Annotated in this window: 1 rRNA gene; it reads right to left on the bottom strand. The window is 51.8% G+C overall.

Going from position 1 to position 342, the window contains the following annotated elements:
* Positions 1–340, bottom strand: a 23S ribosomal RNA gene (locus tag CA600_RS30685); the annotation flags it as partial.
* Between the last annotated feature and the right edge of the window lie 2 nt (positions 341–342).

Here is a 342-nt window from a genome sequence, read left to right as displayed (position 1 = left end):
CCTACCATATTCCTTTGTAACTCCATGTGAGACGTCCCACAACCCCTAAGAGCAAGCTCTTAGGTTTAGGCTGTTCCGCGTTCGCTCGCCGCTACTGACGGAATCACTATTGTTTTCTCTTCCTCAGGGTACTTAGATGTTTCAGTTCCCCTGGTCTGCCTCTACATCTCCTATGTGTTCAGAGATGAGTAACTGCGAATTACCACAGCTGGGTTTCCCCATTCGGACACCCCCGGATCAAAGCTTGCTTACAGCTCCCCGAGGCAGTTTCGTTGTTCGCCACGTCCTTCGTCGGCTCCTGGCGCCTAGGCATCCTCCGTGTGCTCTTATTAGCTTAACCTT

The sequence above is a fragment of the Paenibacillus sp. VTT E-133280 genome (genome assembly GCF_002264385.1).
GTDB lineage: Bacteria > Bacillota > Bacilli > Paenibacillales > Paenibacillaceae > Paenibacillus_AQ > Paenibacillus_AQ nitricinens.
This window is presented reverse-complemented; position numbering and strand designations above follow the sequence as displayed.